The organism is Fructilactobacillus sp. X8R4C1, from assembly GCF_059900905.1.
Genome location: NZ_JBWXVJ010000002.1, coordinates 234,717 through 259,986, shown reverse-complemented (window position 1 = coordinate 259,986; position 25,270 = coordinate 234,717). Strand labels below are relative to the sequence as shown.

At 37.1% G+C, this 25,270-nt stretch carries 21 protein-coding genes; all 21 read left to right on the top strand.

What is annotated here, in order from left to right; all coding sequences use genetic code 11:
• Nucleotide 1 precedes the first annotated feature (1 nt).
• The 21 genes from frr (at nt 2) to AC6UDA_RS04145 (ending at nt 24,468) form a co-directional block, all read left to right on the top strand.
• Nucleotides 2-565 (top strand): ribosome recycling factor, encoded by a 564-nt coding sequence (frr, locus tag AC6UDA_RS04245; protein ID WP_500693850.1) that lies wholly within the window; start codon nt 2-4, stop codon nt 563-565.
• 20 nt (nt 566-585) lie between these two features.
• The gene (locus AC6UDA_RS04240) at nt 586-999 is read left to right on the top strand and encodes a hypothetical protein (protein WP_500711068.1); all 414 of its coding nucleotides are present in this window, start codon (nt 586-588) and stop codon (nt 997-999) included.
• Nucleotides 1,000-1,052: 53 nt separating this feature from the next.
• On the top strand, nt 1,053-1,790 hold the full coding sequence (gene uppS / locus AC6UDA_RS04235) for an undecaprenyl pyrophosphate synthase (protein ID WP_500693848.1): 738 nt from the start codon (nt 1,053-1,055) through the stop codon (nt 1,788-1,790).
• A 10-nt stretch (nt 1,791-1,800) separates the two neighbouring features.
• On the top strand, nt 1,801-2,589 hold the full coding sequence (locus tag AC6UDA_RS04230; RefSeq protein WP_500693847.1) for a phosphatidate cytidylyltransferase: 789 nt from the start codon (nt 1,801-1,803) through the stop codon (nt 2,587-2,589).
• A gap of 24 nt (nt 2,590-2,613) precedes the next feature.
• Complete coding sequence (gene rseP / locus AC6UDA_RS04225; RefSeq protein ID WP_500711066.1) at nt 2,614-3,885, top strand: RIP metalloprotease RseP; 1,272 nt, start codon at nt 2,614-2,616, stop codon at nt 3,883-3,885.
• 18 nt (nt 3,886-3,903) lie between these two features.
• Nucleotides 3,904-5,610 (top strand): proline--tRNA ligase, encoded by a 1,707-nt coding sequence (locus AC6UDA_RS04220; RefSeq protein WP_500693845.1) that lies wholly within the window; start codon nt 3,904-3,906, stop codon nt 5,608-5,610.
• 55 nt (nt 5,611-5,665) lie between these two features.
• Complete coding sequence (locus tag AC6UDA_RS04215; protein WP_500711064.1) at nt 5,666-9,976, top strand: PolC-type DNA polymerase III; 4,311 nt, start codon at nt 5,666-5,668, stop codon at nt 9,974-9,976.
• A gap of 116 nt (nt 9,977-10,092) precedes the next feature.
• A complete protein-coding gene (rimP, locus tag AC6UDA_RS04210; RefSeq protein ID WP_500695577.1) occupies nt 10,093-10,566 on the top strand; it encodes a ribosome maturation factor RimP in 474 nt (157 codons plus the stop codon).
• 13 nt (nt 10,567-10,579) lie between these two features.
• The gene (nusA, locus tag AC6UDA_RS04205; RefSeq protein ID WP_500695578.1) at nt 10,580-11,692 is read left to right on the top strand and encodes a transcription termination factor NusA; all 1,113 of its coding nucleotides are present in this window, start codon (nt 10,580-10,582) and stop codon (nt 11,690-11,692) included.
• 19 nt (nt 11,693-11,711) lie between these two features.
• A complete protein-coding gene (gene rnpM / locus AC6UDA_RS04200) occupies nt 11,712-12,014 on the top strand; it encodes an RNase P modulator RnpM (protein ID WP_500693841.1) in 303 nt (100 codons plus the stop codon).
• Nucleotides 12,001-12,300, top strand: a complete 300-nt coding sequence (locus AC6UDA_RS04195; RefSeq protein WP_500693840.1) for a L7Ae/L30e/S12e/Gadd45 family ribosomal protein — start codon at nt 12,001-12,003, stop codon at nt 12,298-12,300. Before rnpM ends, AC6UDA_RS04195 begins: the two co-directional genes overlap by 14 nt.
• A 23-nt stretch (nt 12,301-12,323) precedes the next feature.
• A complete protein-coding gene (gene infB, locus AC6UDA_RS04190) occupies nt 12,324-14,837 on the top strand; it encodes a translation initiation factor IF-2 (RefSeq protein WP_500711062.1) in 2,514 nt (837 codons plus the stop codon).
• A 21-nt stretch (nt 14,838-14,858) separates the two neighbouring features.
• The gene (gene rbfA, locus AC6UDA_RS04185) at nt 14,859-15,212 is read left to right on the top strand and encodes a 30S ribosome-binding factor RbfA (protein WP_500693838.1); all 354 of its coding nucleotides are present in this window, start codon (nt 14,859-14,861) and stop codon (nt 15,210-15,212) included.
• Between the two features lie 62 nt (nt 15,213-15,274).
• Nucleotides 15,275-16,186 (top strand): tRNA pseudouridine(55) synthase TruB, encoded by a 912-nt coding sequence (truB, locus tag AC6UDA_RS04180; RefSeq protein WP_500711060.1) that lies wholly within the window; start codon nt 15,275-15,277, stop codon nt 16,184-16,186.
• An 8-nt stretch (nt 16,187-16,194) separates the two neighbouring features.
• Complete coding sequence (gene ribF / locus AC6UDA_RS04175) at nt 16,195-17,145, top strand: riboflavin biosynthesis protein RibF (protein ID WP_500711058.1); 951 nt, start codon at nt 16,195-16,197, stop codon at nt 17,143-17,145.
• Between the two features lie 90 nt (nt 17,146-17,235).
• Nucleotides 17,236-18,279, top strand: coding sequence for a heat-inducible transcriptional repressor HrcA (hrcA, locus tag AC6UDA_RS04170; RefSeq protein WP_500693835.1), 1,044 nt, complete (start codon nt 17,236-17,238; stop codon nt 18,277-18,279).
• Nucleotides 18,276-18,857, top strand: a complete 582-nt coding sequence (grpE, locus tag AC6UDA_RS04165; RefSeq protein WP_500711133.1) for a nucleotide exchange factor GrpE — start codon at nt 18,276-18,278, stop codon at nt 18,855-18,857. The genes hrcA and grpE overlap by 4 nt, the downstream gene beginning before the upstream one ends.
• 39 nt (nt 18,858-18,896) lie before the next feature.
• Nucleotides 18,897-20,756 (top strand): molecular chaperone DnaK, encoded by a 1,860-nt coding sequence (gene dnaK, locus AC6UDA_RS04160; RefSeq protein ID WP_500693834.1) that lies wholly within the window; start codon nt 18,897-18,899, stop codon nt 20,754-20,756.
• A 97-nt stretch (nt 20,757-20,853) separates the two neighbouring features.
• Nucleotides 20,854-21,999, top strand: coding sequence for a molecular chaperone DnaJ (dnaJ, locus tag AC6UDA_RS04155; protein ID WP_500711056.1), 1,146 nt, complete (start codon nt 20,854-20,856; stop codon nt 21,997-21,999).
• A gap of 115 nt (nt 22,000-22,114) precedes the next feature.
• Nucleotides 22,115-23,953: a translation elongation factor 4 gene (gene lepA / locus AC6UDA_RS04150; protein WP_500693832.1), complete on the top strand. Its 1,839-nt coding sequence runs from the start codon at nt 22,115-22,117 to the stop codon at nt 23,951-23,953.
• 29 nt (nt 23,954-23,982) lie between these two features.
• Nucleotides 23,983-24,468 carry a GNAT family N-acetyltransferase gene (locus AC6UDA_RS04145; protein ID WP_500695587.1) on the top strand — a complete coding sequence of 162 codons (486 nt, stop codon included), beginning with the start codon at nt 23,983-23,985 and terminating at the stop codon, nt 24,466-24,468.
• Nucleotides 24,469-25,270 lie beyond the last annotated feature (802 nt).

The window sequence follows — 25,270 nt, the reverse complement described above, 5'->3', positions numbered from 1 at the left end:
TATGCCTAGTTCAAATGAAATTATTGACACAACTAAGTCAAAAATGAAGAAAGCAGAGGAAGCCTTACAGCGGGAACTTGGAAACATCAGAGCTGGTAGTGCTAATGCTAGTTTATTAAGTCCGGTTAGAGTTAACTATTATGGGGCATCAACGCCATTAAACCAAGTCGCTTCAATCTCAATTCCAGAACCGCGTGTAATTTTAATTACACCTTATGATAAGAGTTCGTTAAAGGACATCGAGCATGGTATTTTAGAGGCTGACCTTGGAATTAATCCGATGAATGATGGTGACAATATTCGAATTGTGATCCCACAGTTGACAGAAGATCGTCGAAAAGAAATTGCGAAAAAAGTTAAAGCAACTGGTGAAGAAAGTAAAGTAGCAGTTAGAAATGTTCGTCGTGATGGCATGGACGCTGCTAAGCGTGGTAACAAAGATGGTGATTTTACGGATGACGAGTCTCATAATTTGGAGGACAAAATTCAAAAAATCACTGATAAGTCAATTTCTGAAGTGGAAGACATTATTTCGAAAAAGGAAGACGAGATTCTTAATGGTTAATAAAATGAGGAGTTTTTCTAATGGCTGATGATAATGATAAGGAAAAAGAAGTAACACCGGGCACACCTGAGTTTGATCACATGGCATTTCGTTTGAAACAGCCAGTTAACGAAGGAAACCTGCGTGCATTGGACTATGATGGTAATCAATTACAGAAAATTCAAGATAATGTGTACGTGATGCCCGCTTATATTAATGATGACTTTAACTTATTTTTTGTAGTTTCTCCCTTGATCGAAAATGACTGGATTATTGCTTTCTCAAAAGCGACGATTGAGAATGGAAACGAGATTACAGATCTGTCAGAGCCAATCCCAACGGGTGAGGGATTAAATCAACTCGGGGAACAGAGCCCAGAAGACGCTAATAAGATTTTAAAGTATTTTAATACTTTGGTTGACGCAGGTCGTGGAGAATGGAAATTAGTAAAGTAAAAGGATGAGGATTCTCTCATCCTTTATTTATGTAAAAGTATTGAGGTACTCAAATGACTAACGAACTGGATATAAAAAACATTCCTAATCATATTGCAATAATTATGGATGGAAACGGGCGCTGGGCAAAAAAAAGACACTTACCTAGAATTGCTGGCCATAAACGCGGAATGGAAGTAGTAAAAGATATTACTACCAAAGCAAGTAATCTTGGGGTTAAAGTATTAACGTTATACGCATTCTCTACGGAAAACTGGAAGCGACCCGCAAAGGAAGTTGGCTACTTGATGAGTTTGCCAGCTAAATTTTTTGATGATTTTGTTCCGAGCCTCATTAAACACAATGTTAAGGTTACGACAATTGGTGACATTTCTGGATTACCTAAAAGAACCCAAAAAGCAGTTTATGACGCAATTGATGATACTAAGGATTGTACCGGGATGGTTTTGAATTTTGCTTTAAATTACGGTAGTCGTGACGAGATTGTGCGTGGCGTTAAGGAAATTGCGCAAAATGTAAAAAGGGGTAATATAAATGTTGATGAAATTTCTGATCAGACAATTTCAGATCATTTGATGACCGCTTTTTTGGGTGAATATTCTGATCCTGATTTATTGATTCGAACTAGTGGTGAAGAACGGATTTCTAATTTTTTGTTATGGCAAATTGCGTACAGTGAATTAGAGTTTGTTGATCAGTACTGGCCTGATTTCACACCTGCCGATCTAGAAAAAACAATTATACAATTTCAACAGCGTCACCGTCGATTTGGTGGTTTGGACGCAAAATAGGAGATTTATTATGAAGCAGAGAATTATCACAGCGGTTATTGCTTTGATTATTTTTATACCGATTATCATTGCTGGTGGAATATGGATTGATTTAGCCGCTATCGTGTTAGGTTTGATTGCTCTAGCAGAAATTTTTATTATGAAAAAACGACTTTTAGTGTCTCCAGAGACACTAATTGCGTTTGTTGCGACAATTGCTATGATTATCCCGACAAACTGGTTATCATTTTTACCATTGTGGATTAAGCCTCCATTTGCAATTTACATTTTAATAATGTTATTGATGTTATTTACCGTATTTTCTAAAAATAAGTTCAATTTTGATGACGCTGGGGTCTTTACCTTGGCAATTTTGTACATTGGGTTTGGATTTCATTACTTTATTGAAGCCCGGACTGATGGATTAACAACCCTGTTGTACGCTCTGTTTATTGTGTGGTTAACTGATTCTGGTGCCTACTTTTTTGGAAGGGCATTTGGAAAGCACAAATTGGCACCTCATATTTCTCCTAATAAGACTTGGGAGGGATCGATTGGCGGTACAGCACTAGCAGCCATTTTGTGTACAATCTTTGTCTGCTTTTTCCCAATTGATGGGATTGGTACTGTAAGTATGTTCTTTATTACGATTGTTCTTTCCATTTTTGGTCAATTTGGTGATTTAGTTGAGTCAGCTTTAAAGCGTTATTATGGAGTTAAGGATTCCGGCAAGATTTTGCCAGGCCACGGTGGAATATTAGATCGATTCGATAGTTTATTATTTGTTCTACCACTACTACATTTATTTGGAATTGTGTAATATCTGGAAGGGACTGGGTCTTTATTGTTAATTACAATCATTAGTTTCATAATCATTTTTGGAATATTAGTTTTTGTTCATGAATTTGGTCATTTTATCGTGGCTAAAATGTCAGGAATCATGGTCCGTGAATTTTCGATTGGAATGGGTCCCAAGTTGTTTTACTATCGACATAATCACACGACTTATACACTACGATTACTGCCTATTGGTGGATATGTTCGAATGGCTGGAAGTAGTGATGATGAGGATGAAGAAATTCAGCCAGGGACTCCAGTTCGGCTTCAAACTAATAGCAAAGGTGTTGTTACTAGAATTGATTTGAGTAATAAAAGCCAACTGTTTCAAGGAATACCACTAGATGTGTCGGGATCCGATCTAGAAGGGGGTCTCTGGATTGAAGGATACGAAAATGGTGATGATTCTGAGAAAAAAAAGTTTTCTGTTGATCACGATGCTACTATTATTGAAAAAGATGGGATCGAGGTTCAAATCGCGCCGGTTGACGTTCAATTTCAGTCAGCACCTTTATATAAACGACTTTTGGTAAATTGCGCGGGAATTTTTAACAACGTTGTCTTGGCAATTTTGGCATTTACGCTTTTGTCCTTCATGCAAGGTGGAGTTCCTAATAACTCAAACAAGGTTAACCTGTCGCCACAAGTTTCAATTGCGAAAAAAGCTGGTCTGCAAAATAATAGTAATATTTTGGCTGTTGATGGTCACAAAACCAACACGTGGAATGATATCGGCACGTTGATTCAGAAGCGCCCAGATAAAAAAGTAACTTTAACGGTTAAGCATGATGGAAAAGTTAAAAATATTTCAATGACGACTGAAGCCAAAACCATTCAGAAGCAAAAAGTTGGTATGATTGGAGTTCAGCAGGCGATGGACACTAGTTTTTCAGCTAAGTTGTTTTCTGGATTTACTCGAACCTGGGATATGACAACTGAATTGTTTGGTGTGTTGGGTTCAATGTTTACCCATTTTTCTTTAAATGACTTAGGTGGTCCAGTTGCCATTTTTGCGGAGACGTCTAACGCATCCAAGGGCGGTTTTTTAGGACTGTTGAGCTTTTTAGCATTTTTATCCATTAATTTAGCCATTGTAAATGTGTTACCAATTCCTGCCTTGGATGGTGGTAAAATATTATTAAATATTGTGGAAGCAATTAGAAGAAAACCAGTTTCGGAAAAAACGGAAACGATCATTACGCTCATTGGTTTTGCCATTCTGATAGTATTGATGGTACTGGTAACTTGGAATGATATTGAGCGATACTTTATTCGATAAAACTTTAGGGGTTATAAAATGAAACAGTCAAAATTATTGATACCAACTTTAAAACAAGATCCAGCGGGAGCTGAAGCTCTTAGTCATAAAATGCTAGTTCGATCTGGATTCGTTAGGCAGGTTTCGGCAGGTATGTATGCATATTTACCACTGGCATATCGCGTGCTTGAAAACATCAAAAAAATTGTTCGTGAAGAATTAGATAAAACCGATGCAGCAGAAATGTTGATGCCCACAGTTATTCCAGCTAAATTATGGAAAGATTCGGGTAGATATGACACTTATGGTCCCGAACTATTTAAATTTAAAAATCGACATGATACGGATTTTATTTTGGGTCCTACACATGAAGAAACTTTTACAGATCTAATTAAAAATAATATCAAATCATATAAAAAGCTTCCTTTAATTTTATATCAAATTCAACCTAAGTATCGTGATGAAGATCGGCCACGTTATGGATTGTTGCGTAGTCGAGAGTTTATTATGCTCGATGTCTATTCCTTTTCTGAAGATGATGATGATTTGGATAAGATTTATAAACAAATGGAAGCAGCGTTTCAGAGAATTTTTGACCGGATTGGGTTAAATTATCGGACCATCATTGGTGATTCTGGGTCAATGGGTGGCTCCGATTCAAAAGAATTTTCTGCTCCTGCTGCGGTTGGTGAAGATACGATTGTCTATTCGGATGATAGTGATTATGCTGCTAATCTGGAGATGGCAACGAATATGTTTGTTGATCAAAAGGGACATCAAGAATTAAATGATTTGGAATTAGTTGACACTCCAGATGTTAATAACATTAATCAAGTTAGTAAGTTCTTTGATGTTGAAAAAGATCAGATTATTAAAAGTTTACTTTATATCGTTGATGGTAAGCCAGTAATGATTTTGATTCGGGGAGACCAAAAAATTAATCCAACAAAGGTTAAGAATTATTTTGATGCTGATTCGGCAGAACTTGCTAGCCCAACTGAGGTTTCTAAATACTTAGACGTTAAACCTGGATCGGTTGGACCAATTAATGTTCCAGATGACGTTTCTGTTTATGCTGATCAGTATGTTAAAGGTATTAGTAATGGCGTGACTGGTGCTAACAAAAACGGGAAGCATTATAAAAACGTTAATTACGACCGTGATTACCAAGTAAAAGACTTTGGGGATTTTCATTTAGTTAAAGAAGGAGACATTTCTCCTGATGGTAGCGGAGTATTGAAGTTTACCAAGGGAATTGAAATTGGTCATATTTTCAAATTGGGAACACGATATTCCAAAACATTGGGTGCTGATATTCTCGATCAGAATGGTCGTAATATCCCGGTTGTCATGGGCTCATATGGAATTGGTGTCAGTCGTTTGTTGTCGGCAGTTTCAGAGCAGCAAGCTGATCAAAATGGATTAGTTTGGCCAAAAGAAATTGCTCCATATGATGTTCATGTTATCCCAACGAATGTTAAAAATGATGAGCAATTAGAGATGACATCTTCAATTGAAAAAGAATTAGAATCAAAAGGACTATCTGTTTTGGTTGATGATCGTAAGGAACGTGCCGGGGTTAAGTTTGCTGATTCTGATCTTATTGGGATCCCAATTCGGGTTACAATCGGCAAAAAGGCGGATGAAGGAATTGTAGAAGTTAAAATTCGTAAAACTGGCGAAACGATTGAGACTAAACAAGATGATTTAAGTAATACAATTGATATTTTGTCTAAAGAGATTTAAATTAAAGACCAGGTTTTAACTGGTCTTTTTTAAACTAATGAAAGAGAGGATCAAAGTGAGTTTAAATAAAAAAGAATTATTTAGTAAATTACTTCAGCAAATTAAATTAGAAGATTCAGCTGATCAATCTTACTTTCAAAATGCTGAAATTGACAAAATCGATGTCCATCAGAAATCAAATCGATGGCATTTTCATTTGGTACTACCAGAGATTATGCCTTACGAAAAGTTTATAGAATTTTTTCATCATTTGGGTGTGGCCTTCGATGGGATTGCTAAGGTAGATTTCGAGATTAAAACTAAGAATAGTGGTTTTGATAATCGTAAGCTTGGTGATTATTGGCAATGGGTTGTAAATCACGCTGGAATTACTTCAAATTTAACGCATGAATTATGTAATAATAATTTACCAAAACTGATTGATGACCGAGTTACCTTTCTTGCTGAAAATGAAATCGTCAAAGATTTTCTAAATGGTAATGCTTTGGGACCAATTGAATCAACTTATCAAAGAGTTGGATTTCCTAAATTTTCCATTCATACCATGATTGATACTACAGCATCTCAAGAAAAAATAGATGATTTAAAGAAAAAGAAACAACAACGTGACGTTGAGTTGGCTCAAAAGGCGATGCAGGCTCTAAAGAATTCCTCAGGCAAATCACATCCAAGTAAGCATTCTAAAATGATTGGAAAGAAAATCAAAGATGATGTTGATATTACTAAGATGGTGGACATAACCGAAGAGGAACGTTCCGCCGTGGTTAGTGGATATGTTTTTGATAAAGAAATTCGATCATTACGATCTGGCCGCCAATTGATGATTTTAAAGGTTACTGATTATTCTTCGTCAATTGTTGTTAAAAAATTCTCCAAAAATGATGACGAAGAACAAGAATTTGCATCATTAAATGTAGGAGATTGGGTTAAAGTTCGTGGAAGCATTCAAGAAGATAACTACTCTCATGAATTGACACTTAATGCTTATGATATTAATCCAATTAAACACGAAGAAAGAAAAGATACTGCCCCTGAAAATAAAAAAAGGGTTGAGCTGCACTTACACTCTAACATGAGCCAGATGGACGCTACTAATTCGATTAGTGATTATGTTAGTCGCGCCAAAAAATGGGGTCATCCCGCAATTGCCATTACTGATCACGACGACGTGCAATCCTTTCCGGATGCCTATCATGCTGCAGTTGATAACGATATTAAAATGATTTATGGAATGGAAGCAAATGTCGTTGATGATGGTGAACCAATTGCTTATAACGATAAACATGTTGCTTTAAAGGATGCTACATACGTTGTCTTTGACGTTGAAACCACTGGTTTATCAGCAATTTACGATAAGGTTATCGAACTTTCGGCTGTAAAGATGCAAAATAACAATGTGATTGAACAGTTTGAGGAGTTCATTGATCCTGGTTTCCCATTGTCTGAACAAACTACCAATTTAACTTCAATTACCAATGATATGGTGGCTGGTTCTAAGTCTGAAGAAGAAGTCTTTAAGTTGTTCCGTGAGTTTTGTGGTGATGCAATCATTGTAGGACATAACGTTACTTTTGATATTGGGTTCATGAATACTGGTTACGAACGCCATGGTATGAGTCGGATTAGTAATCCAATTATTGATACTTTGACGTTGGCACGTTTTCTGTATCCTAATTTTAAGAGTTATCGATTAAACACGTTAGCTAAAAAGTTTGACGTTTCATTAGAGCACCATCACCGTGCGATTTATGATGCAGAATCAACTGGTCATTTAAATTATCTTTTTTTAAAAGAGGCTGAAGATAAATATAACATTCAGTATCACGATCAGCTTAATGATCATATGGAGGAACATGATGCTTATAAGCATGCTCGTCCATTCCATGCGATTATCCTGGCGAAGACTCAAGCTGGTTTAAAGAATCTGTTTAAACTGGTGTCACTTGCTCATGTTGATTATTATTATCGGGTTCCTCGAATTCCTAGGAGTCAGCTTAAGAAGTTTCGGGATGGCCTATTGATTGGATCGGCCTGTTCAAGCGGTGAAGTGTTTACGGCGATGATGCAAAAGGGTAAAAAAGAGGCGCTTGATAAGGCTAAGTTTTACGATTATCTTGAAGTTCAACCTCAAGCAGCGTATCAGCCACTAATCGATCAGGGATTAATTAGTGATCGGGGTAAGTTACAAGAAATTATTAGTAATATGTATGAAATTGCCCATGAGCTAGATATTCCGTTAGTAGCAACTGGTGACGCTCACTATCTTGATCCTCATGATTATATTTATCGTAAGATCTTGATTAATTCTCAAGGTGGAGCTAACCCACTGAATCGCCAAGAATTACCAGATCTCCATTTTCGGACCACTGATGAAATGTTGAAAGATTTTAATTTTCTGGGTGAAGATAAAGCTGAAGAAATTGTAGTTGATAATACTAATAAGATTGCTTCCGAAATTGATGATGTAAAACCCTTAAAAGACAAGTTGTATACACCAAAAATGGAGGGTGCTAAGGACGAAATTAGAGATCGAACGATGAATACAGCGCATCGTTTGTATGGCAATCCGCTTCCTGAAATTGTCCAGAAGCGTCTTGATAAGGAACTGAAAAGTATCATTGGAAACGGCTTCTCTGTTATTTATTTAATTGCTCAAAGATTAGTTTCTAAAAGTAACAAGGATGGATATTTAGTAGGTTCTAGAGGCTCAGTTGGATCGAGTTTAGTTGCCACTATGTCTGGAATTACTGAAGTTAATCCACTTCCTCCCCATTATCGTTGTCCTAAATGTCAGTACTCGCAATTTTTCACTAAAGGTGAATATAGTTCTGGATTTGATTTACCACATAAAAAGTGTCCAAAGTGTGGAACAGTTATGGTTGGTGATGGGCACAACATCCCCTTTGAAACTTTCTTAGGATTTAAGGGAAATAAGGTTCCGGATATTGATTTAAACTTTTCTGGAGACTATCAACCAATTGCTCATAATTACACCAAGGTTCTTTTCGGTGAGAATAATGTTTATCGGGCCGGAACGATTGGAACCGTTGCTGACAAGACCGCTTACGGATACGTAAAGGCTTATGAACGGGATACCGGGAAACGCTTTCGAAATGCGGAGATTGATCGATTATCTAAGGGTGCTACTGGCGTTAAAAGAACAACGGGACAACATCCAGCTGGAATCATTGTTGTGCCAGACTACATGGATATTTATGATTTTACTCCCATTCAGTATCCGGCTGAAGATCAAAATGCAGCATGGAAAACGACCCATTTTGATTTCCATTCTATTCACGATAATATTTTAAAAATCGATATTTTAGGACATGATGATCCGACGATGATCAGAATGCTTCAAGATTTATCAGGGGTCGATCCGACAACGATTCCAATGGATGATCCGGGTGTGATGTCATTGTTTGCTAGTCCTAAGATTCTTGGTGTGAGTCCTGAACAAATTTTTTCAAAGACAGGGACACTTGGAATTCCTGAATTTGGGACGCGTTTTGTGCGGGGAATGCTTGAAGAAACTAAACCAAGTAATTTTTCTGAATTATTGCAAATCTCTGGGTTGTCACACGGGACCGATGTTTGGTTAGGAAATGCTGAAGAACTGATTAAGGATGGGACGGCTACCATTGCGAATGTGATTGGATGTCGTGATAATATCATGACCGACTTGATTAACTGGGGGTTAGATTCAGAAACCTCATTTCAGGTCATGGAACAAGTTAGACATGGTCGTGGAATTAAGAATGAGTGGCAGGATAAAATGACAGACGTTGGTGTTCCGCAGTGGTACATTGATTCTTGTTTAAAGATTAAGTATATGTTTCCGCGAGCTCATGCGGCTGCTTATGTGTTAATGGCACTAAGAGTGGCTTACTTTAAAGTCTATTTTCCACTAGTTTACTATGCCGCTTACTTTTCTGTTCGGGCTGATGATTTTGACATTGTGGCTATGAGTCATGGAAAAGAAGCAGTTAAATCAAGCATTAAGGCAATCAACGATAAAGGGACCGAAGCATCCACTAAAGAGAAAAATCTTTTGACTGTTTTGGAAATTGCCAATGAAATGTTGGAGCGGGGCTATGAATTTGAGATGGTCGACATTAATCGCTCGGACGCTTCTGAGTGGTTAATTGATGGTAAAAAATTAATCGCGCCATTTCGAGCAATTCCTGGACTAGGGTTAAACGTTGCTAAACAAATCGTGGCGGCTCGAGAAGATAAGCCATTTATTTCAAAGGAAGATCTTGCTAAACGTGGTAAAGTTTCTAAAACCATTATTGAATTTATGACCCAAAACGGAGTCTTAAGTGAATTACCCGATGAAAATCAGTTAAGTCTGTTTGATATCTAGGGGTTTTTGATATTATTTGGGTTATATGGTATAGTTATATCAGTAATAATAAACTCTTCTGATGAGTGAGCAGGGATGCTCGCTCTTTTTATTGGTATTTTTTAGGAGGTAAGTATTTGAGCGAAGTTATTGATAGAGTTACTAAAACCGTTCAACCGATTTTAGATGATAACAATTTTTACCTTTATGACATTGAGTATGTTCAAGAGGGTGGAAGCTGGTATTTGCGAGTTTATATTGATAAAGACCAAGGAATTAGTTTGGATGACTGTGTTTTGGTTAGTGATCAGTTAAGTGAAAAACTTGATGAATTGGATCCAGATCCATTTGACGAACCATACTTCTTAGAGGTGTCTTCGCCAGGTGCCGAACGGCCATTAAAACGGGAGTCTGATTATCAAAATGCAATTGGTGATTATATCCACGTTTCTTTATATCAAAAACTCAATGGGAAAAAGTCTTTTGAGGGAACCCTCAAAAGTGTTGATGATGATAAATTAACGTTAGCAATTAAAGATAAAACGCGAATTAGTGAACTTGAAATTCCGCGAAAATTAATTTCAAAAGCTAGATTAGCAATTGAATTTTAGTTAGGAGATTAAAATGAGTAAAGAATTAGTAAGTGCGCTTGATCAACTTGAAAAAGAAAAGGGCGTAAAAAAAGAGGTTGTGATCGATGCCTTAGAAGCAGCATTGTCTTCGGCTTACAAACGTAACTTTGATCAGGCTCAGAACGTCGAAGTTAACTTCGACGAAAAAACTGGAAGTATTCATGTTTACGCTGTTAAAAAAGTAGTTGATAAGGTTGAGGATCAACGGTTAGAAGTTAGCTTGGATGAAGCTTTAAAGATTAATAAAGGGTACGAGCTTGGTGACGAAATTAAGTTTGAAGTTACACCAAAGAATTTCGGAAGAATTGCTGCCCAAACCGCTAAACAAGTTATTACTCAAAGGGTTCGTGAAGCTGAACGTGAGACCGTTTATGACAAGTACAGTAAGTATCAAGATGAACTTGTAACTGCTGAAGTAGAACGTCAAGATAGTCGTTTTGTGTATATGAACCTTGGTCAAGTTGAGGCCGTGATGGCTAAAAATGATCAGATGCCAAATGAAACTTATCGTCCACAGGACAAGTTAAAAGTGTATGTTACAAACGTTGAAAATTCCTCAAAGGGACCACAAATTTTTGTAAGTCGAACTGCACCTGGAATGCTAAAACGACTCTTTGAACAAGAAGTTCCCGAAATTTATGATGGAACAGTTGAAATTGTCTCGATTGCAAGGGAGGCCGGCGACCGTGCTAAGGTGGCTGTTCGTTCTAATAGTTCTGATATTGATCCAGTGGGAACTAGTGTTGGACCTAGAGGAACCAGAGTGCAAACAATTGTAAATGAACTTGGTGGAGAAAATATGGACATTGTCCAATGGGATGAGAATCCAGCTGAGTACATTGCCAATGCATTGAAACCCGCTGACGTTATTGACGTTATTTTTAAAGATGGAGACGATCGTTCTTGCACCGTTGTTGTTCCAGACGACCAGTTGTCGTTAGCAATTGGGAAACGTGGTCAGAACGCACGGTTAGCCGCTAGACTGACTGGATACAAGATTGACATTAAATCCGAATCAGAAATGGATGGCACTGACGAAAGTGACAGTGAAGATAATCATTCTACTGATGATGTTTCATCAAATGAAGACGAAAACGAGGAATAATTTTTGAGGAGGTACTGTTATGAGAAAAAGAAAAGTGCCAATGCGAAAAGATGTGGTGTCGGGTGAAATGGCACCTAAACGACAATTAGTAAGAATTGTTCGTGATAAAGAGGGTAATGTGTCAGTCGATCCAACTGGGAAAAAATCTGGTCGAGGAGCTTACGTAAAGATTGACGTAACAATTGCCAAAAAAGCCAAGCAGGATAAAATCCTTGATCAAGTTTTTGATGTAACTTTAACAAATGATTTTTATGATGAACTTATTAGTTACGTCGACCATAAGCAGGCTCGACAGGAATTGATTGATAATGACAAATTATAATAAAGTCTTAAACTTATTGGGAATTGCAAGACGAGCTGGTAAAATAATCTCAGGTGAGGGGATTGTCTTGAATGCAATTAAAAAGGGACAGATTAATTACCTGTTTATTGCATCAGACTGTGGTGCAAGTACCAAAAAGAAGTTTCTCGATAAAAGTAAATTCTATGAAGTTCCAGTTAATACTGGTATGCTTAAAGATGATCTTAGCGACGCGATTGGGATGAAACGATCAATCGTAGCGATTAAGGATAAAGGATTTTCGAAAAAATTTAAAGAATTAAAATAATACAAGTAAAGGAGTGTGATTATATGGCCAAAAAAAGAATTTATGAATTAGCCAAAGAGCTTAATATACCTAGTAAACGTGTGATTGACACTGCTAAGTCAAATGGTTTTACGGTTAAAAACCATATGTCATCGCTTGATTCAAATCAGGAGAAGACCGTCCGAGGCGCACTTAAAAATAGTCAGAAAGCGACCAGTGGAAGTGAACAACGGCATGCTCCAGCAAAAAAGACTGCTGACTCCCATAACGGAAGTAATGGTCACAATACTGCAAAACATGAAAATGGTCAGAATAACAATCATTTTGGTAGAAGCAATCATTCTAACAATCAGCATCGACCAAGTAATTCTGAACATAAACAAGTAAATAAACATCAAAATAATGGGCAAACAAGTAATCAGCGTCCAGAAAATGCTCATAGCAATGGTGTTCATACTAGCGGTCAGCACCGGAATCAGAATTCAAGTAATCATTTTAATCACAACAATCATCAAAATAGTCAACATTCGCATACGAATAATAGTCAAAGTGCGACCCATGCGAATAGTAATCGTTCTACAACTGCAAATAGTGCAAGCAAGAAGCCGGTTAATAATACTTCTAAGCCACATAATAACGGAAGTGGAAAATTTGGTGGTAGTTTGAACCGCAACAAAAATAAAAAGGGCAAGAAGCGTAATAAGCGTCGCGATAATCGTTATAATATGTATTCTAAGAATCAACGAATTCGTCAGAATCACAAAAAGAATGCGGCGCCAACCCGTAAGAGTCGTCCATTACCTAAAGTTTTAATCTATCAGGATGGTATGAATGCGCAGGATCTTGGTAAGTTACTGCATCGGGAACCAGCAGAGATTGTTAAAAAATTATTTATGCTGGGAATGATGGTTAATCAGAATCAATCCTTGGATAAGGATGCCATTGAACTTCTTGCCACCGATTATGGGATCGAAGCTAAAGAAAAAGAAAATGTTAATGTATCAGATATTGACAAGTTCTTTAATGAAGAAGAGCATAACACCGATTACCAAGAAAGCCGTCCACCCGTTGTTACCATCATGGGACACGTTGATCATGGTAAAACCACGTTACTAGATTATCTTCGTCATTCACACATTACAGCAGGTGAAGCCGGTGGAATTACTCAAGCTATCGGTGCTTATCAGTTAAAACATGGCGATAAGACCATTACCTTCCTTGATACTCCAGGACATGCTGCTTTTACTGCCATGAGAGCTCGTGGTGCTGACATTACCGATGTGACTGTTTTGGTAGTAGCAGCTGATGATGGTGTTATGCCACAGACTGTTGAAGCAATTGATCATGCTAAAGCAGCGGGAACTCCAATTATTGTGGCAGTTAATAAAATTGATAAACCGAATGCCAATCCACAACATGTTAAAGAGCAATTGATGAACTATGGATTGGTTCCTGAAGATTTTGGTGGAGATACGATTTTTGTTGATATTTCTGCTAAAAATGGAACTAATGTTGATGAATTGTTAAATATGATCTTACTTCAGTCCGATGTGCTTGAACTTAAGGCTAATCCAAAACAAAATGGAGCTGGCTCAGTCGTTGAAGCAAGATTGGATAAGGGTAAGGGTCCTGTTGCTACCCTTTTGGTTCAACAAGGAACTTTGCACGTTGGGGATCCAATCGTTGTTGGTGACACTTTTGGTCGAGTTCGAACCATGACTAATGAGAACGGGAAAGAAATCAAGAATGCTAAACCATCAACTCCAGTTGAAATTACGGGGTTAAATGATGTTCCTGAAGCCGGTGATCGTTTTGTTGTCTTTAATGACGAAAAGACTGCTCGTGCTGCTGGAGAAGAACGAGCTAAAGAAGCCCAAATCGAAGAACGGAAGCAAAATAACCGTGTTACTCTTGATAACTTGTTTGATTCAATGAAACAAGAAGATATGAAACAGGTTAACGTAATTATTAAAGCTGATGTACAAGGATCAGTGGAAGCCTTAGCTGGAAGCCTCAAAAAAATCGATGTTGAGGGAGTTAAGGTTAACGTTATTCATGCCTCTGTTGGTGCGGTGAACGAAAGTGATGTTGCACTTGCTGAAGCAAGTAATGCCATCATCATTGGTTTTAATGTCCGTCCTACTCCGCAAGCTAAAGCTCAATCTGAAACTGATAAGGTTGATATTCGTCTTTATCAAGTTATCTATAACGCCATTGATGACGTGGAAGCTGCAATGAAAGGCATGCTTGATCCAACTTATGAAGAAGAAGTTACTGGTAATATTGAAGTAAGACAAATTTATAAAGCTTCTAAAGTTGGAACGATTGCTGGTGGAATGGTTCTTGATGGGTACGTAAAAAGTGATAGCAAAGTTCGTCTGATTAGAGATAATGTTGTGATTTATGATGGAGAGCTTGGTAGTCTAAAGCGTTTTAAAGATGATGTTAAAGAGGTTAAACAAGGCTTTGAGTGTGGTTTAACGATTGAAAACTATAATGACATTAAAGTTGGAGATAAAGTCGAAGCATACCACATGAAAGAAGTCCAACCTAAGTAGATACCGTAAGGAGTGATTGTCATGGCACAATATCGTGTTGGAAGACTACAGCAGGAAATTCAAAAAGAAGTCGACGATATTTTACTTAAGCGTGTTCGTGACCCACGAGTTCAAGGAGTAACTATTACTGGTGTTGAAGTTACTGGTGATTTGCAACAAGCTACGATTTATTACAGTAGTTTATCTGACAAGAAGTCTGAACAAGAAAAGGTTCAAAAGGGCTTGGATAAAGCAACTGGTTTAATTCGAGGCGAGTTAGGTCATCGGTTAAGTATCTACGTTACTCCAGAGATTCATTTTGAACGAGATGGATCCATTCAATATGGAAGTAAGATTGATCGTTTGATTGATAATTTAAATAAAAAAAATAAGTAAAAAATTGACTGGAAATATTTATTTCCGGTCTTTTTTGCGTATATGGTACAGGAGTGAGTGAATTGGTCACTGGAATTATCCCTTTGTATAAGCCTAGGGGAATGACGAGCTTTGATTGTGTGAGTAAGATTCGACACATTATTGGACAAAAAAGAGTGGGCCATAGTGGCACACTTGATCCTAATGTAGATGGAGTTTTACCGATTTGTTTGGGCCATGCCACTAAAGTAGTTGATTATTTAATGCAATCAGGGAAGGTTTATAGTGGGTCAATTACGTTAGGTTTTTCCACTACTACCGAGGATTTAGATGGTGAAATTATTGATACTAATTTTGATTTTCAGCCAATCACAGATCAAGAAATTGACGAAGTCTTGAAATCATTTTTGGGGATTTCGACCCAGATTCCTCCCATGTTTTCCGCTGTTAAAGTGAATGGAAGAAGGTTATATGAGTACGAACGTGCTGGTATGAAAGTTGATCGGCCTAAAAGACAAATTAACGTTAGTCAATTTGTTCGTATCAATGCGAGTTCCTACAATCGTGATACTCACACCCAAACCTTTAATTTTGAGGTGAAGTGTGGAAAGGGAACTTATATCAGAACTTTGGCAACTGATTTTGGAAAAAAAGTTGGCATCCCAGCTGTGATGTCAAGTTTAACTCGGACTAAAAGTGGTGGATTTAATCTTTGCGATACAGTAACTTTTAAAGATATTAAAGAAGCCATGAATTCTAATCAAATCAATAAAGTTGTTTTTCCAATTTCACATGCTCTTAAAGATTTTAAGACTATTGTGATTAATAAAGAGCAGTGGAATCGTGTTCAAAATGGCGGTTTTTTAAGTATTGATGAGATCGCTTGTCAAGATGAAGTGATAGTTTTAAAGTATAATAATATTGATCGAGCTTTGTATTATAGAAATGAACAGGAAAATAATTATAAGCCCAAAAAAATGTTTGATTTAGATTAGAGGAAATTATGGAAGTCAATTATTTATCATACCCACTTGATAAGAACGAAAAAAATCGTCCCCAAGTCATTGCCATGGGGTTTTTTGATGGAGTTCACCTGGGACATCAAAAAGTGATTAATCAAGCTAAACAAATTGCTAAACAAAAAAAACTCCCTTTGGCAATTTTAACTTATGATCATCACCCGTCGTTAGTGTACAAGAAGTTGGATGGAAATGAAAAACGTTATTTAACCCCGCTTAACCGTAAATTACATTTATTTGAGCAACTGGGGGTTGATGTGGTCTATGTCATCAATTACAACTTTGCTTTTCAAAATCAAAATCCCCAAGAATTCGTTGATAATTATTTGATTGGATTGAATGCTGATACGGTTATAGCAGGATTTGATCATACTTATGGGGAACAAAATGCGGGCATGAAGGAGCTCCCTCAATATGCCAGGGAGCGATTTGATGTAGTCAGTGTGGCAGCTGATGAAATGGACGACAAGAAGGTTAGTTCTACTAGGATTCGTCGAAATCTTGAACAGGGACACATCCAGACGGTTAACGATCTTTTGGGATATGAATTCGAAAATGACGGAGTGGTTGTTCATGGATTTGCTCGTGGTCGTGAATTAGGCTTTCCCACTGCTAACGTTGAGTATTCGGCAAAACAGCAGTTGCCCAAACTTGGGGTGTATGTGGTCCAGCTTGAAGTTAATGGTACGTGGTACAAAGCGATGGCATCAATTGGCAAAAATGAGACGTTTGGAAACGATAATCCAGTTACTTTAGAAATTAATATTTTGGATTTCGATCAAAATATCTATGGTAATCACGTCAGAGTTAGATGGTTGTCGAAAATGAGAGACGAGGTCAAATATCAGGGGCGGAAACCGTTGGTTGATCAATTAAAAATTGATGAAAGTAACACCCGATCTTATTTTAAGAAATACATTAATTCTCACCAGTAAACTTATTTCTTGACGTTCTTTAATACCTTTGGTAAGGTATAAATGTACGTTAGCACTTGATAATAAAGAGTGCTAAAAGAGGTGGTAAGAATGCTCACAAAGAGACAAGATATGATTCTAAAGTACATTGTTGATGACTATACTAACAATGGTGTTCCAATTGGATCAAAACGCTTGGCTGATCAACTCCCAATGAATGTTAGTTCGGCTACCATTCGTAATGAGATGGCAGTTTTAAGTGGTCAAAATTTGATTCAAAAAGTTCATACTTCGTCTGGAAGAGTTCCTTCAAATGAAGGATATCGATATTACATTGATAATTTGGTTAATCCTGTACTGGTTGGCAATGAAGAAAAAAGTTTGATTCATAATGCTCTGGGAGGAACATTTCAACAAATTGATGATATTGTTAAACAATCTGCTGATATTTTGTCCAGCTTGACCGATTATACCGCGATGACTTTGAGTCCAGAACAGACTAATACCGAAACTTTACAACATTTTCAACTAATTAAGTTAGCCGATCACCAAGTGATGGCAATTATGGTGATGAATGATGGGCAAGTTGAAAGTCAGCCCTTTATAACTAATCACCAAATTGATGAAGATAAGTTACTTCAAGTAACTAATTTAGTTAATGACAAGCTTTTTGGTAAGACAATTCCGGAAGTTTTAGAGGCACTTAAAAGTACAATTCCTGACGAAATTAGACACTATTTAACTTCTTCAGAAAACTTTGTTGGAGCCTTTGAATACGTCATTAATAAATCGCTTAAAGACCATTTCTTTGTTAGTGGAAGAATGAATTTATTGGATACAATGGATGATAAGAACGATCTAAAAAATATTAAGCCACTTTATTCAATGTTTGGAAATAACTCGAATATGGCAAAAATTTTAGATAATGAATCCAAACCCATTTCAGTTATGATTGGTTCTGAGCTACGAAATGATTTATTGAAAAATTATAGTATTATCTCTGGAACTTATGATGTTGGGATTCATGGTGTTGGTAGGATTGCTGTAATTGGCCCTACCAGAATGTCTTATCCTAAGGTTTTGGGTCTAGTTGATGCGTTTAAAGATGAACTTCAGAAACGAATCAATGGATACTATGATAATTATGATAAATAAAAAGGAGGTTCAAAATGGCGAGCGATAAGGAAAAGCAAAGTAAAGATTTAGATGATAAAACGGAAAAGGTTGATGAATCGAGTAAGTCAGAGCAAGAAGTCAAAACGGACGAAAAAGATGATTCTGCAAAAAAGATTGATGAACTAAATCAGCAACTAGATTCAGTTCAAGACAACTACTTACGAGCAGAAGCTGAGATTCAGAACATTCAAAATCGAAACAAAAAAGAGCGTGCTGATTTAGCAAAGTATGGTGCACAAGATCTTGCTAAAGACGTTGTGCCTGTGATGGATGATTTAAAAAGAGCTCTTGACGTTGACGTTTCTGACGAAAACGGTAAGCAACTCAAAAGGGGGATCGAGATGGTCCAACAACATCTTGAAAAAGCTCTGAAGGATAATGATATTTCGGAAATTAATGCTAATGGAGTGGAATTTGATCCTAGTTTTCATCAAGCTGTTCAAACGGTTGCTCCAAGTGATGAACATCCAAAGGGAACCGTAGTATCGGTACTTCAAAGCGGTTATAAAATTGCTGATCGGGTCTTAAGACCAGCAATGGTAGTAGTGGCACAGTAATTAAATAGTTATTAAATATATAAAAAGAAGGTTTAAGTTATGGCAAGTAATAAAGTTATTGGAATTGATTTAGGAACAACTAATTCAGCTGCAGCCGTTATGGAAGGTAATGAACCAAAAATCATTACCAACCCAGAGGGATCAAGAACGACCCCATCAGTAGTTGCTTTTAAAGATGGTGAGATTCAAGTTGGTGAAGTTGCTAAGCGTCAAGAAATTACTAACCCAGATACTGTTGTATCAATTAAGAGTCACATGGGTGAGCAAGGTTACAAAGTAAAGGCAAACGGAAAAGAATATACTCCACAACAAATTTCAGCTATGATTCTTCAGTACATTAAAGGCTATGCGGAAGATTACATTGGTGACACTGTTAGTGAAGCTGTTATTACCGTTCCTGCTTACTTTAATGATGCACAACGTCAAGCTACTAAAGACGCTGGTAAAATTGCTGGGCTTGATGTTAAGAGAATTATTAACGAACCTACTGCTGCTTCACTTGCATATGGTTTAGACAAAAAAGATAAAGATGAAAAAATCTTGGTTTATGATTTAGGTGGAGGTACTTTTGATGTTTCCGTCCTTGAATTAGGTGACGGTGTCTTCCAAGTTCTTTCAACTAATGGTGATACTCACTTAGGTGGGGATGACTTTGATAAGAGAATCATGGACTGGTTAATCGATAACTTCAAGAAGGAAAATGGGGTTGACCTTTCAAAGGATAAGATGGCTTTACAACGTTTGAAAGACGCTGCTGAAAAAGCTAAGAAAGACTTGTCAGGTGTAACTCAAACTGAAATCTCACTTCCATTCATTTCTTCTGGTGAAAATGGTCCGCTTCATTTACAAACCACGCTTACACGTGCTAAGTTTAACGAATTAACTTCTGACTTAGTTGAAAAGACTAAGGCTCCTTTAGACAATGCTTTGAAGGATGCTGGACTTTCAGCTAGTGATATTGACCAAGTAATTCTTAATGGTGGTTCAACTAGAATTCCTGCTGTTCAAGAGGAAGTTCAAAAGTGGACTGGTAAAGAACCAAGTCATTCAATCAACCCCGATGAAGCTGTTGCTTTAGGTGCAGCTATTCAAGGTGGAGTAATTACTGGTGACGTTAAAGACGTTGTTTTACTTGATGTTACTCCACTATCACTTGGTATTGAAACGATGGGTGGTGTATTCACTAAGTTAATCGATAGAAATACAACCATCCCAACTTCCAAGTCACAGACTTTCTCAACTGCTGCTGATAATCAAACGGCCGTTGACATTCATGTTTTGCAAGGTGAACGTCCAATGGCTGCTGATGATAAATCATTAGGTCGTTTCCAATTAACTGACATTCCTGCAGCACCAAGAGGTGTTCCCCAAATCGAAGTTACCTTTGATATCGATAAAAACGGAATTGTAAATGTTTCTGCTAAAGATAAGGGAACTGGAAAACAGCAAAAAATCACCATCAAAGATTCCAATGGTCTATCAGACGACGAAATCGATAAGATGATGAAAGAAGCCGAAGCAAATGAAGATGCCGACAAGGAAAAGAAGAACAAGGTTGATCTAGATAATGAAGTTGACCAGTTGATCTTCCAGACTGATAAGACATTGAAAGATGTTAAAGGCAAAGTTTCAGATGATGAGATTAAAGCCGCTCAGGATGCTGAAGACGAACTCAAAAAAGCTAAAGAAGATGGCGATACTGATGCAATGAAGACTAAAAAGGATGCTTTGAACGAAAAGGTTCAAGCATTAGCAGTTAAATTGTATCAACAAAACCAAGGCCAAGCTGATCAAGGACAACAAGGTGGAAATAATGCTAACGGTGGATCATCTAATGGAAATGATGATAATACTGTTAATGGTGACTACCATGAAGTCCATGATGATGACAACAAATAATTGTGGCAATTGAGGCTATTAACAATTGATGAAAAGCTAAAGTCAGTTTGATGGGCTTTGGCTTTTTGTTGTATTATTTGAGCTTGGAGGCGAACTAATGGCTAATAAAGATTATTACAAAGTATTAGGCGTGGACAAAAACGCCAGTGAAGATGACATTAAGCATGCCTATCGAAAATTATCAAAAAAATACCATCCAGATATTAATAAAGCTCCAGATGCAGAGGCAAAGTTTAAGGAAATAACCGAAGCATATGAAGTTTTAGGTGACAAAAAGAAACGAACCAATTATGACCAGTATGGTTCAGCTGATGGTCCCCAAGGATTTGGAGGCTTTGGTGGCGGAGCCGGTGCTGGTGCAGGCGGACAAGGTGCCGGATTTGGTGACTTTTCTGATATTTTCAATGATATTTTTGGTGGTGGCGGAAGACGTCGTCAAGCTGACCCAACTGCACCACGTCGTGGACGAGATTTGCAATATCAGATGACACTTACATTTGATGAAGCTGTTTTTGGGACTAAAAAGACCATTAAGTATAATCGTGAAGAAACTTGTCCGACCTGCCATGGCACTGGGGCTAAGCCCGGGACTAAACCAGAGACTTGTTCTAACTGTCATGGAAGCGGTTATGTTACTAAAACGGTTAATACCCCGCTCGGTCAGATGCAGACCCAGGAACCATGTCCCGTTTGTGGCGGCACTGGAAAAGTAATTAAAGAGAAGTGCCCAACCTGTGGTGGCACTGGAAAAGTTGAGAAACAACATTCTCTTGAAGTTACGGTCCCTGCTGGTGTCGAAGAGGGACAGCAAATGCACATGCAGGGTCAAGGTGATGCCGGTGAAAATGGCGGTCCTTATGGTGACTTGTACGTGATCTTTAGAGTTCTTCAAAGCAAGTACTTTAGAAGAGACGGATCTACCATCTATTTTGATCAACCAATTTCATTTGCCACTGCTGGTTTAGGTGGAGAAATTAAAGTTAAAACCGTTCATGGTGACGTTGATTTGAAAATTCCTGCAGGCACCCAGACTGGGACGGTCTTCCGTTTAAGAGGGAAAGGTGCGCCTAAACTTCATGGAAATGGTAATGGTGACGAAATGGTAAAAGTTAAGGTTCAGACGCCAAAAAAACTTAACTCTAAACAAAAAGTTGCTTTACAAGCTTTAGCTGAAGCTAGTGGTGATACTAATGTTGAAGAAGGCAAGAATTTCTTTGACAAAATGAAAGATGCTTTTAAATAAACAAATAAAGGAGCGGTTTAATAACCGCTCCTTTATTTGTTTGTTATACATATATCGGGTTGTTATAATAATAGTAACGACTTGGACGAATTAATAATGAAAGTAGGAAAATATCGTGGATTATAAAAAAATGAAGGAAAAGCAACGTCGGACGAGAAATTTTGCTATTGTTGCTCATATTGATCACGGTAAGTCAACTTTAGCCGACCGAATTTTGGAGTTGACTGACACTGTTTCTAAAAGGGACATGCAAGATCAAATTTTGGATAATATGGATTTGGAACGGGAACGTGGAATTACCATCAAGTTAAATGCGGTTGAGTTAACTTATCATGGTAAGGATGGGATTGATTATGTATTTCATTTGATTGATACTCCCGGACACGTAGACTTTTCTTATGAAGTTTCTAGAAGTCTGGCTGCTTGTGAGGGTGCCTTACTGGTTGTTGATGCCACTCAAGGAGTTCAAGCCCAAACCTTAGCTAACGTTTATTTGGCTTTGGATGATGATCTTGAAATTATTCCTGTCATTAATAAAATTGATTTGCCTTCAGCAGAGCCCGAGAAAACTAAAAAAGAGATTGAAGATGTGATTGGATTGGATACCTCTGATGCGGTTGAGATTAGTGCCAAGACTGGACTCGGGGTTGAGAACTTATTAGAGGAAATTGTTAAAAAGATTCCTGCTCCAAAGGGAAATATTGAGGGTCCGCTTAAGGCGTTGGTTTTTGATTCAGTTTACGATGATTATCGGGGCGTAGTACTAAGTGTTCGTTTGTATGATGGAGTCGTAAAGCCTGGAGATCAAATTCGCTTGATGAACAGTGGAAGTGAATATGAAGTCACAGAAGTTGGTGTTAACTCGCCGAAGCCACTTCAACGAAAGTACTTAATGGCTGGGGATGTGGGATACATTACTGCCAGCATTAAAGATATCACTAAAACGCGAGTTGGCGATACAGTTACTGACGCAAACAATCCAACTGATAAAGCTCTACCAGGATACCGTGAAATGATTCCCATGGTTTATGCTGGATTGTATCCAACTGATAATGCGAAGTTTGGTGATTTAAGGGAAGCACTTGAAAAACTTAAATTAAATGATGCTTCACTTGAATTTGAGCCGGAATCGTCTGAAGCACTGGGTTTTGGATTTCGTTGTGGGTTCCTTGGATTACTTCACATGGACGTGGTTCAGGAACGTCTGGAACGTGAGTTTGGGCTGGATTTAATTACTACGGCTCCATCAGTAACTTATCATGTGGATTTAAATGATGGAAGTACACTTGAAGTTGAAAATCCATCTGAAATGCCAGATGTATCAGCAATTAAGGATATTAAGGAACCATTTGTTAAGGCTAGTATCATGGTGCCAAACGATTATGTTGGTGCTGTGATGGAAATGTGTCAAGATCGACGTGGTCAGTTTGTCACGATGGAGTATCTAGACGATGCCAGAGTGAATGTCATTTATCAAATGCCATTATCGGAAATTATTTTTAATTTTTTCGACAAATTAAAATCAAGTACGCATGGTTATGCATCACTTGACTATGAATTATCTGAGTATCGACAAAGTGATCTAGTTAAAGTGGATATTCTATTGAACGGTGATAAGGTCGATGCTTTAAGTTTTATTTCCCATAAACAGTTTGCTGCCGGCCGAAGTCGTGAAATTGTTAAAAAACTCAAGAGTATTATTCCAAGACAAAATTTTGAAATTCCAATTCAAGCAGCAATTGGCGCTACCATTATTGCTAGAACTAATATTAAAGCTTATCGAAAAGATGTGACGTCTAGAATTCATACTGGTGACCCTGATCGAAGAGCGAAGTTACTTGAGAAGCAAAAACGTGGGAAAAAGCGGATGAAAGCGGTTGGAAAGGTTGATATTCCTCAAGAAGCCTTCATGGCTGTCTTACAAACTGATGAAGACCAAAAAAGCGACAAATAGTAGTTGCCGCTTTTTTGATACTAACAATTATGGGTTATAATAAGTTAAATTTGATGATTGGAAGTGAATATATGTGGATGGTAAAGTCATTTGATCAATTAACTTTGAACGAATTATTTGATATTTATCAACTGAGATGCGAAGTGTTTGTAGTAGAACAAAAGATTACTTTGCAGGATATTGATGATAATGACAAGAAGGCATGGCATGTTTTTTTGCTTAACGATCAAAATCACGTTATTGCTTATGGTCGAATATATAAACAAGATTACTATATAACTTTTGGAAGAATTGCTGTTTCTGCCGAACAACGTGGGAAACATTTGGGAACAAAATTAGTTCAAAGAGTGATGAGGGTTATTAAAGAAAAATATCCTCATAAAGAGATTATTATTGAGGCACAAAAATACGTTGAAAATTTATATGCTTCATTTGGTTTTCGACCAGAAGGAGAAGTTTTCATGGAGGGAAATGTTGAACATGTAAATATGGCCCACGAACCGCTTTTTAAATAATAATTATGATATTTTAAAAATTAAAATTTATTATTTTATTTAGTACTAAAAACCACTATTATAGAATAGTGGTTTTTTAGTTTAAATGATATTATTCTTTCCGTTAATTGTTAATAAATTTCATGAAATGCCGGTATTATGATTATGAAAATCATTAGTTAATGTTATGGATTACACAATTGGATTGAGTACACTAATGAAGTGATATGACTAACTTTTCCAACTATCAAACGAAAGGGTTCTTTGTTTTTAATTATGAATTGGCACTATTAATCCCGTTGTCATGGGTGTTAAGATATGTGATATGGGAAACAATATAATTGTAAAAATTTCTTAGAAAAATTTTTTATAAGATAAAAATTGCTTTATGATTAGTCTTTGTGTTCTCTTATAAGGAGTATATTTTGATATTTTTTACTTATATACTTGATTAGTAACAGCTAATATAATATACTGTAAAAGTAAGGTAAAGATTAAAGAATTCACGCCAGGGGATTTGAATGTACAAAAAAAGCACTCAAATAGAGTGCTTTCTACGATTAGAGAGGTTCAAGAACTGTAGCATAGTTATGAGAAGTAACAATCTAATAAGTAAAGATCTATGAAATAAAAGAGCACACGTGTCTAAGACTAATAAGCAGTAGGAGTGGAAAGCCTTAGCTGATGTGAATGTTGAGAATGTGACAGAAATTTATTACCTCTCTAATCTACACTCTATATTTAATCACACTTTACGAAATTTTACCAGGGAATTCTCATAATTATGATACTTATTTACCAAAGAAGTACTATCTGTTAGGTA

What these genes read in the sequence shown, in the direction of transcription:
- AC6UDA_RS04145 (WP_500695587.1), top strand. Translation starts at nt 23,983, where the DNA reads ATGGGTTATAATAAGTTAAATTTGATGATTGGAAGTGAATATATGTGG.
- rbfA (WP_500693838.1), top strand. Translation starts at nt 14,859, where the DNA reads ATGGCACAATATCGTGTTGGAAGACTACAGCAGGAAATTCAAAAAGAA.
- AC6UDA_RS04195 (WP_500693840.1), top strand. Translation starts at nt 12,001, where the DNA reads ATGACAAATTATAATAAAGTCTTAAACTTATTGGGAATTGCAAGACGA.
- AC6UDA_RS04230 (WP_500693847.1), top strand. Translation starts at nt 1,801, where the DNA reads ATGAAGCAGAGAATTATCACAGCGGTTATTGCTTTGATTATTTTTATA.
- hrcA (WP_500693835.1), top strand. Translation starts at nt 17,236, where the DNA reads ATGCTCACAAAGAGACAAGATATGATTCTAAAGTACATTGTTGATGAC.
- nusA (WP_500695578.1), top strand. Translation starts at nt 10,580, where the DNA reads ATGAGTAAAGAATTAGTAAGTGCGCTTGATCAACTTGAAAAAGAAAAG.
- dnaJ (WP_500711056.1), top strand. Translation starts at nt 20,854, where the DNA reads ATGGCTAATAAAGATTATTACAAAGTATTAGGCGTGGACAAAAACGCC.
- uppS (WP_500693848.1), top strand. Translation starts at nt 1,053, where the DNA reads ATGACTAACGAACTGGATATAAAAAACATTCCTAATCATATTGCAATA.
- infB (WP_500711062.1), top strand. Translation starts at nt 12,324, where the DNA reads ATGGCCAAAAAAAGAATTTATGAATTAGCCAAAGAGCTTAATATACCT.
- rnpM (WP_500693841.1), top strand. Translation starts at nt 11,712, where the DNA reads ATGAGAAAAAGAAAAGTGCCAATGCGAAAAGATGTGGTGTCGGGTGAA.
- ribF (WP_500711058.1), top strand. Translation starts at nt 16,195, where the DNA reads ATGGAAGTCAATTATTTATCATACCCACTTGATAAGAACGAAAAAAAT.
- AC6UDA_RS04220 (WP_500693845.1), top strand. Translation starts at nt 3,904, where the DNA reads ATGAAACAGTCAAAATTATTGATACCAACTTTAAAACAAGATCCAGCG.
- AC6UDA_RS04240 (WP_500711068.1), top strand. Translation starts at nt 586, where the DNA reads ATGGCTGATGATAATGATAAGGAAAAAGAAGTAACACCGGGCACACCT.
- dnaK (WP_500693834.1), top strand. Translation starts at nt 18,897, where the DNA reads ATGGCAAGTAATAAAGTTATTGGAATTGATTTAGGAACAACTAATTCA.
- frr (WP_500693850.1), top strand. Translation starts at nt 2, where the DNA reads ATGCCTAGTTCAAATGAAATTATTGACACAACTAAGTCAAAAATGAAG.